This is a genomic window from Pseudolysinimonas sp., from assembly GCF_031389465.1.
Classification (GTDB): Bacteria; Actinomycetota; Actinomycetes; order Actinomycetales; family Microbacteriaceae; genus Pseudolysinimonas_A.
This window is the reverse complement of record NZ_JANMSQ010000197.1, coordinates 1-7,245: the sequence shown is the minus strand read 5'-3', so window position 1 is coordinate 7,245 and position 7,245 is coordinate 1. Positions and strand designations below refer to the sequence as shown.

The 7,245-nt window shown below is 69.5% G+C and carries 8 protein-coding genes; 1 reads left to right on the top strand and 7 read right to left on the bottom strand.

The genetic code is table 11. From position 1 onward, the window contains the following. From RMO30_RS07935 to RMO30_RS07905, 7 genes are all read right to left on the bottom strand, one after another. Positions 1 to 1,161 (bottom strand): lyase family protein (locus RMO30_RS07935; RefSeq protein ID WP_309711670.1); only part of this gene is annotated, 1,161 nt, incomplete at its 3' end. Continuing rightward, positions 1,148 to 1,699, bottom strand: a complete 552-nt coding sequence (gene pcaG, locus RMO30_RS07930; protein ID WP_309711668.1) for a protocatechuate 3,4-dioxygenase subunit alpha — start codon at positions 1,697 to 1,699, stop codon at positions 1,148 to 1,150. The genes pcaG and RMO30_RS07935, both read right to left, overlap by 14 nt. Beyond that, positions 1,696 to 2,511, bottom strand: coding sequence for a protocatechuate 3,4-dioxygenase subunit beta (pcaH, locus tag RMO30_RS07925; protein ID WP_309711663.1), 816 nt, complete (start codon positions 2,509 to 2,511; stop codon positions 1,696 to 1,698). The genes pcaG and pcaH overlap by 4 nt, the downstream gene beginning before the upstream one ends. Before the next feature lie 180 nt (positions 2,512 to 2,691). Then, positions 2,692 to 3,459: an IclR family transcriptional regulator gene (locus RMO30_RS07920; RefSeq protein WP_309711660.1), complete on the bottom strand. Its 768-nt coding sequence runs from the start codon at positions 3,457 to 3,459 to the stop codon at positions 2,692 to 2,694. A 2-nt stretch (positions 3,460 to 3,461) separates the two neighbouring features. Next, positions 3,462 to 5,351 carry an ABC transporter ATP-binding protein gene (locus tag RMO30_RS07915; RefSeq protein ID WP_309711657.1) on the bottom strand — a complete coding sequence of 630 codons (1,890 nt, stop codon included), beginning with the start codon at positions 5,349 to 5,351 and terminating at the stop codon, positions 3,462 to 3,464. A gap of 29 nt (positions 5,352 to 5,380) precedes the next feature. Beyond that, entirely contained in the window at positions 5,381 to 6,190 is an 810-nt protein-coding gene (locus RMO30_RS07910; protein WP_309711654.1) for a hypothetical protein, read from the bottom strand. Positions 6,191 to 6,229: 39 nt separating this feature from the next. After that, positions 6,230 to 6,982, bottom strand: coding sequence for a hypothetical protein (locus RMO30_RS07905; protein ID WP_309711651.1), 753 nt, complete (start codon positions 6,980 to 6,982; stop codon positions 6,230 to 6,232). 93 nt (positions 6,983 to 7,075) lie between these two features. On the opposite strand from RMO30_RS07905, the gene RMO30_RS07900 reads away from it, so the two are divergent. Then, positions 7,076 to 7,245: ATP-binding cassette domain-containing protein (locus tag RMO30_RS07900; RefSeq protein WP_309711673.1), on the top strand; the 170-nt coding region annotated here is incomplete at its 3' end.

Sequence of the window (7,245 nt, the reverse complement as noted above, 5' to 3'; positions counted from 1 at the left end):
CAGCAGGCGGTCGAGCAGCACATCCGACGAGCCGAGGTAGTCGGCAGGCACCGCGGCCCCCGACGCGAACTTCGCGCGTTCGGCGAGCAGATCCCCGGCCGAAGCAGCGACGTGCGCGGCGATGACCGACGGGTATACCCGCAGCCCCTCGGCGAGTTCCAAGGCGGTCGCGGCGGACCCACCGGCGACGCGCAACAGGTCGCGGAACGGCGCCCACTCCGCGTGCCAGGCCCCGTCGGGGCGCTCATCCACTGTGACGGCGGCGGCGTGCAGCGACGCACCGAGGAACGGCGCCCGCGTCGCCGCACCGACGAGCAGCACGGCACGAACCGGGTTGGACTTGTGCGGCATCGTCGACGATCCGCCCGCGGCGCCGTCGTCGAGTTCGCCGGTCCGCGCGAGGGTGGCGACGTTGCGGCCGACCGTGCCACAGGCATCCACGAGTTCCACCAGCGCGTCGCCGAGCCGGGTGATCGGCGAGCGGTGAACGTGCCAGGGCGCGACCGGTTCGGCGAGCCCGAGTTCGCGAGCCACCCGGGATGCCACCGAGACCCCGTCGACACCCTGCGCCGAGAAAGCGGCGAGAGTGCCGGCGGCTCCGCCGAGTTGCAGGGGCAGGGCATCCGCTGCCGTGCGCACCGCCGAGGTCGCGCGTGCGATGCTCCACGCCCAGCCGGCGAGCTTCAGCCCGAGCGTCGTCGGGGTCGCCGGCTGCGTGAGTGTGCGACCAGTGAGAACCGTGCCGCGGTGCGCCGTCGCGTGCTCGGCCAGCATCCGGGCGGTGGCGGTCGCATCCTGAACCGTCACGGCGGCGGCGTCCCGCGCGACGAGCACGAGCGCGGTGTCGAGCGCATCCTGCGAGGTCGCGCCGCGGTGCAGCCACTCCGCGGCCTCCCCCTCGAGGCGCGAACGCAGGGCGGCAAGCAACGGGATGACCGGGTTGCCCCCGCCGCGCGCCGCTTCCGCGAGCGCGGCGGCATCCAGCTCCGACCCGGCGGAGTCGATCGCGGCGGCCACCCCGCGCGGGGCGCACACCGTTGCGAGCGCCGACTCGAACCGCACGAGGGCGTCGAGGATGGCGGTATCCGAGGTCACTGACGCGACGGGCCTGCCCGCCCACACGGGGTCGAGCAGGCCGACGTCGGCGTCAGTTGAAGGCAAGGAAGACGGTCTCCTTCTCACCCTGCAGATGGATGTCGTGGCGCAGTCCGCCAGCAACGGGCGTCGCGATGAGGGTGGCTCGCCGCTCGGGGGTGAGCCGGGTGAGGAACGGGTCGGCGTCGAGTTCGGGCCCCGGCACATAGATGCGGGTGTGCAGGCGCGACAGTAGGCCGCGCGCGAACACCACCACCGCGAAGAACGCCGGCTTGCCCGCAGCGGTCGGCGCAGGCAGCACCGTCGTGAACTGGAAGTACCCGTCGTCGTCGGATCCCGAACGCCCGAAGCCGCCGAATGAACCGGCCTTGCGCACCAGGTTGCCCGAGTCGGTCGGGATGTTGCCGTCGGCATCCGTCTGCCAGATCTCGATGACGCCATCCGGAACCGGCGCGCCGTTGCCGTCGTACAGGTAACCCGACAGCACGATCGAGCCGGCGCTGCCGTGCGGGACGAGTTCTTCGCTGCCCGGGTACTCCATGCCGATGCCGTAGTACGGGCCGACGGTCTGGTCGGCGGTCGGGTAGAGCTGGGTGTCGCTCATGCGTCCTCCTCCGGCCCGTCGAGGCTTTCGAACCAGGTGCGGCTGTCGCCATTCACCACGATGTCCCAACGGTAGCCGAGCGCCCAGTTCGGAACGGTCACGTCGTGGTCGTAATCCGAGATCAGGCTCTTCTGCCCGCGCGCGCTCGTGATCGACTGGAAGATCGGGTCGAGCGGCATCAGCTGGTCGCCGGGGAAGTACATCTGCGTCACCATGCGCTGGGTGAACGCGCTGCCGAACACCGAGAAGTGGATGTGCGCGGGCCGCCAGGCGTTCTCGTGGTTGGGCCACGGGTAGGCCCCGGGCTTGATGGTGACGAACTTGTAGCTACCGTCGGCGCCGGTGAGTACCCGGCCGACGCCGTTGAAGTTCGGGTCGAGCGGTGCGGGGTGGCGCTCCTTCTTCTGCCGGTAACGTCCGCCGGCGTTGGCCTGCCAGATCTCCAACAGTTGCCCGGCAACCGCGCGGCCGTCGGCATCCGTCACCCTGCCGGTCACGATGATGCGCTCGCCCTGCGGTTCGCCGTTCACCATCTGCGTGAGGTCGTACTCGGTCCAGTGCACGTCGCGGTGGCCGAACGCGGGGCTCGCCAGTTCGATCGTCTCGGGGTCGACCAGTTCGAGGTTCGCGCTCGGGTGCCGCAGGATGCTCGAGCGGTACGGCGGGTAGTCGATGAGGGTGCGGTGAGCTCCCCAGTTCGGGTCGCTGCTCGTCGGGTGGTTCGCTGCGATGTCGGCGATCTCGGCCGAGATGTCCGCTTGCGTCGGGTGCCCCGGCGGGTAGTTCGCCGCAGACTTCGGGATGTCGTCCATGCCACTCCTCTGTGTCGGGAGAAAGTCTCCCGCCGACCGCTGCGCGTGCCACTATCCTCTCTCACTCAGTGAGAACCGGCACCCGCACCGTGGGTTGAGTGCCGGGCGTAGCGCGGTGTATCGAAACCCAGCCCGAGTAACCCGCTGGTGTGGTTTCGATACGCGCCCGACGGGCGCTACTCAACCGGCGGGAGAGGAGGCTTCGAGACGCTGCTCGATTGCTGCCACGGCGCGACGCAGCAGGGGGAGGAGACGCACTTCGTCGGCGGATGAGGCGTGAGCGACGATGCCGATCGCCGCCGGAGGCAGCCCGGGACGGTCGCGCAGCGGCATCGCGATCGAGATGTTGCCGAGGGTCATCTCTTGCCGCGTGAATGCCCACCCCTTCACCGCCTCCGCCGCGATCACCTCGCGCAGCTTCGCGGCATCCGTAATGGTGTGGCGGGTCTCGGCTTCCAGCGGTTCGCGCAGGTACTGGTCGAGCCACCCGGCGTCGCGGGTCAGCAGAATCGCCCGGCCCACCCCGGTCGTATGCAGCGGATGCCGCTGCCCCACCTCCGAGAGCGTCGGGATGGCGCGCTTGCCGTTCGCCTTCGCGACGTAGAGCACCTCGTGGCCGACGAGCACCCCGAGGTGCACGTTCTCTCCGGTGCTCTCGTACAGCTCGATGAGTTCGGGCAGGGCCGCCTCACGCAGCTGCCGCAACACGGCGGAGCGCTCGCCGAGCTCCCACAAGCCGAGGCCCATCGACACCCCAGCGGGCGTGCGCTCGACCGCGCCGAGGCGCGCGAGTTCGGCGACCAGGCGGTGAGTGGTCGACACCGGCAGGCCTGCGGCACACGCCAGGTCAGGCACCGAGATCGGGATGCCATCGGCGGGAAGGGCGCGCAGCATCCGGGATGCCCGCTCCAGCAGTGACACGCCCGGCTCGCCCGATCGCCCCGCCATGGCTACACGAGCAGCTGGTGCTTGGCGAGCTCGCGGTAGAGCGGTGTGCTCGCGACCAGTTCGGAGTGCGTGCCGATTCCGACGACTTCGCCGTGCTCGAGCACGACGATGATGTCGGAGTCGACGACCGTCGACAGGCGGTGCGCGATGACCAGCAGCGTGCGATCGTGGGCGACGGCGTCGATCGCTTCGCGCAGCAACTGCTCGTTCATGCCGTCGAGGCTGGATGTCGACTCATCCAGCAGAAGGATCGGCGCGGCCGCCAGCAGGGCGCGCGCGATTGCGAGGCGCTGCCGCTCACCCCCGGAGAGCATGATGCCGTCTTCCCCGACCGCGGCATCCAGCCCCGCCGGGTCGCGGTCGAGCACAGCGCCGAGGTTGACGTCGCGCAGCACCTGGATGCACTCGGCGTCGGTCGCATCAGGGGCCGCCAAGGTGAGGTTGTCGCGCAGGTTTCCGGCGAGCACGGGGGCATCCTGTTCGACGTAGCCGATCTGCGCGCGCAACTCGTCGCGGGGCAGGCCCCGTACGTCCCGCCCGTCGAGCCGCACGACGCCGGAGTCGGGATCGTAGAACCGCTCGATCAACGCGAACACCGTGCTCTTGCCCGCGCCGCTCGGCCCGACCAGCGCGACCCGCGACCCGCGCGGCACCTCGAACGTCACGCCCTTCAGCACCTCGCGGATCTCGGGTACGGGGGTGCCGGGGGCTTCCGACATCCCATTCGGGTCGATCGGCTGGGTGAGATATCCCATTTGGGATATCTCACCCGTCTCGGCGGCCGGCGCCCCCAGCGGCACCGTGTAGGTGAAACGCACGTCGTCGAAGCGGATCGCGGCGGCGGTCGCGACGGGAGCGGCGGGTTCGATGGAGGCGTCGGCATCCGTCTCGCTCGGCAGATTGGTGATCTCTTGGATGCGGCCGAGGGCGCCGAGGGCCTGGTTGATCGAGTTGACCGCGCCGAAGACCGAGCCGAGCGGAATGATCATCATGAACAGGAACAGGATGAAGGTCACCAGCGAGGCGATCGTGATCGCTCCCGACGCGACCCGGTATCCGCCGACGCCGATCACCACGAGGAACGCCACCTGCATCGCGATGCCGGCGATCGGCACGACCATCGCCGAGATCTTCGCGACCTTGTATCCGGCCCGCTTCGCGGCTTCGGCTTCGACGACGATTGCGGCGGTCTCGCGGTCGGTCGCGTTCGCGGCGCGCACGGTACGGATGGCGCCGATCGCGCGTTCTACCGCGGCCGCGACGGCGCCGACGCGTTCCTGTTGTTCGAGCGATGCCGGGCGGATGCGCGACGACAGCAGAATGCCGCTCGCCAGGGCGACCACGATCACCGTAAGGGTGAGGCCGAGCAGCACGGGGTCGACGAGCAGCATCCCGATGAGCGCTCCGACGAACAAGACAGCGCTGCCGAGCGCATCGAGCAACCCCTGGGTGATGACGGCGTAGAGCAGCGTCGTGTCGGAGCCGACCCGCGAGACCAGATCGCCGGTGCGGCGGCGGTCGAATTCCGAGATCGGTAGGCGCAGCATCCGGCGCACCAGAGTGCGTCGCGCCGAGAAGACGACCGACGTGCCGATGCGCTGCAGCAAGTAGTGCTGAATGCCGCCGAGGATCGCCCCGACGACGACGAGCCCGATCAGCAGCCAGACGAGCATCCCGAGCGCCCCGCCGGCCTCGACGATGCCGACGACCTGCCCCGCGAGCAGGGGTTGGGCGAGGCCCGCCGCGGCGCTGGCAAGGGAGAGGAACGCGACGGCGACGAGCGCGCCCCGGTGCTCGAAGAGGTAGGGCAACAGCTCGCGGAAAGAAGCGCGAGGGCCAGCGTCGGAATCCTTGCGGCCGCGGCGCAGAATGCCGCCTCGGGAATCGCTCACGCTCTCGACCCTAGCCCGGCGTCACCGGGTCAGCTGGCCGTCGATCCGCCCACCGAGCAGCCGGTCGCCGAGAAGCTCTCCACCCAGTCGTCGGTGAGTGCCCCGAACTCCTCGCCGAGCGGCGTGAGTGCCGACGTGCACGAGGTGAAGACGACATCCGTTTCGTCCAACGCGCCTGGCAGCATCGCTGTGAGACCGAAGTCGTGAAGCACCCACGCGGTGAATGAGGCGCTGTCGTTCGCCCCGCCGATGTCTTGCGGAATGCCGAGGTAGAGCGAACCCTGACCGGCCCCGTCGAGCAACGCGGGTTGTTGGCAATGCGGCACGTACTCCTCGAACACCGGGTCGGTCGCCTCCTCGACCTGACGCAAGCCGTCGCCCGCCGCGATCGTCGAGCCGAGTTCGGGGTTCACGACCGGCAGCACGAGCAGCGACACATCGTCGGGCCAGTCGCCGTCGCGCGGAGTCACGCTGACGTCGACGATCGTGAACGTGAAGCCCCGGCCCGAGATGACCGTCTCATCCACCTCGCCGGCGCACCACGCAGCGGTTGCGGCCACGGCATCCGCTGCCTCGGGCACCATGTGGGGCAGCGAGGCGTGAACGATCACCGCGAAGTCGGCGGTCGCGCCGTTCGGAGCGGTGAGGATGCCGACGAGCCCGAGCAGCGCATCGTCGGGCAGCACCAGTTCGGCAGGAACGTCGACCGGGTCTGTGGGGTCGACCGGCGCCGACCCGGTCTCGGTCGACGTCGCGGTCGGGTCGGGAATGCCCGGCCCGCATCCGCTCAACAGCAGCGTGGCCGCGAGAGCCGTGACCGCGAGGGATCGGATGCGCATGAGATCAGCGTAGGCGGCAGAGCTGAGCGGCCAGCCGCGTCAGGAGTCGTCGTCTTCGGTGAAGATCCCGACGCGGCAGACTTCACTCTCGACAACGGCGTCGTAGGTGTCTGACCAGCCGAACTCGACGCCGAGCGGGGAAGCCGTGTGGGTGCACTCGCTGAACGTGACCGGCCCTACCGCCGAGAATCCGTAGTTGTGGTTCGCCCACCGGGTGAAGCCGCCGGCAGCAGCCACGTCATCCGTGTCTCCGCGGAAGGCGACGATCATCTCGCCACTCCCCCCGACGGTGATCTGGTGGTCGCGCTTGCAATGTGGCGCCTCCGACGAGAAGCCGGGGGCCTCCTCGATGTCCCCGGTCGCGGCCACGGAGAGGTGCTCGACCGACGGAAAGAGGAAGACTCCCGCGTCGCTCGGCCAGTCGCCCGAGGTGACCGTCGTCACCTCGATCTTGGCGAAACTGAAAAGCTGGTCGGCGTAGATCGAAGCATCAAGGGCGTCAAGGCATTGCTCGGTCATCGTCGCGGGACGATCCGCTGCGGCGGGGTCGTCCCACGCCGTCGAGATGAACACAACCATCGCCACGTCCATCGTGGCGCCGTTGTCTGCGGTGACTTCGACGTCGGTACGCAACACGGCGTCGTCGGGGAGGACGTACGCCTCCTCGGCCACCGGAACCCCCGGATCTTCATCGACAGGGGCGGGGTCTGGAGGGGTGCCCCCGCCTCCGCACGCGGCAAGCGCGAGCACGAGAGGGAGTGCGAGCACTGCGACGAGCGGTCGACGAGTCATGCGCCGCAGACTATCGGCTCAGCGCCCCCACTGAGCAGCAAAACCGAAGAAAGCTCGCCCCGTGTTGGAGGGGCCGATCTAGACTCGATTCTCGTGTCCGCCCCCGTCATTGTCGCCACCGATCTCGTCAAGACCTACAAGCAGACGGCCGCCGTCGACGGCATCTCGTTCGAAGTCGCCCCGGGCGAATCGTTCGGCCTTCTGGGACCCAACGGTGCCGGCAAGTCGACGACGATGCGGATGGTCGGTGCGGTCTCGACCCG

Excerpts from the sequence above, each read along its gene's own strand:
- RMO30_RS07920 (WP_309711660.1), bottom strand. The coding sequence starts at position 3,459 with ATGGCGGGGCGATCGGGCGAGCCGGGCGTGTCACTGCTGGAGCGGGCA.
- RMO30_RS07905 (WP_309711651.1), bottom strand. The coding sequence starts at position 6,982 with ATGACTCGTCGACCGCTCGTCGCAGTGCTCGCACTCCCTCTCGTGCTC.
- pcaH (WP_309711663.1), bottom strand. The coding sequence starts at position 2,511 with ATGGACGACATCCCGAAGTCTGCGGCGAACTACCCGCCGGGGCACCCG.
- RMO30_RS07910 (WP_309711654.1), bottom strand. The coding sequence starts at position 6,190 with ATGCGCATCCGATCCCTCGCGGTCACGGCTCTCGCGGCCACGCTGCTG.
- pcaG (WP_309711668.1), bottom strand. The coding sequence starts at position 1,699 with ATGAGCGACACCCAGCTCTACCCGACCGCCGACCAGACCGTCGGCCCG.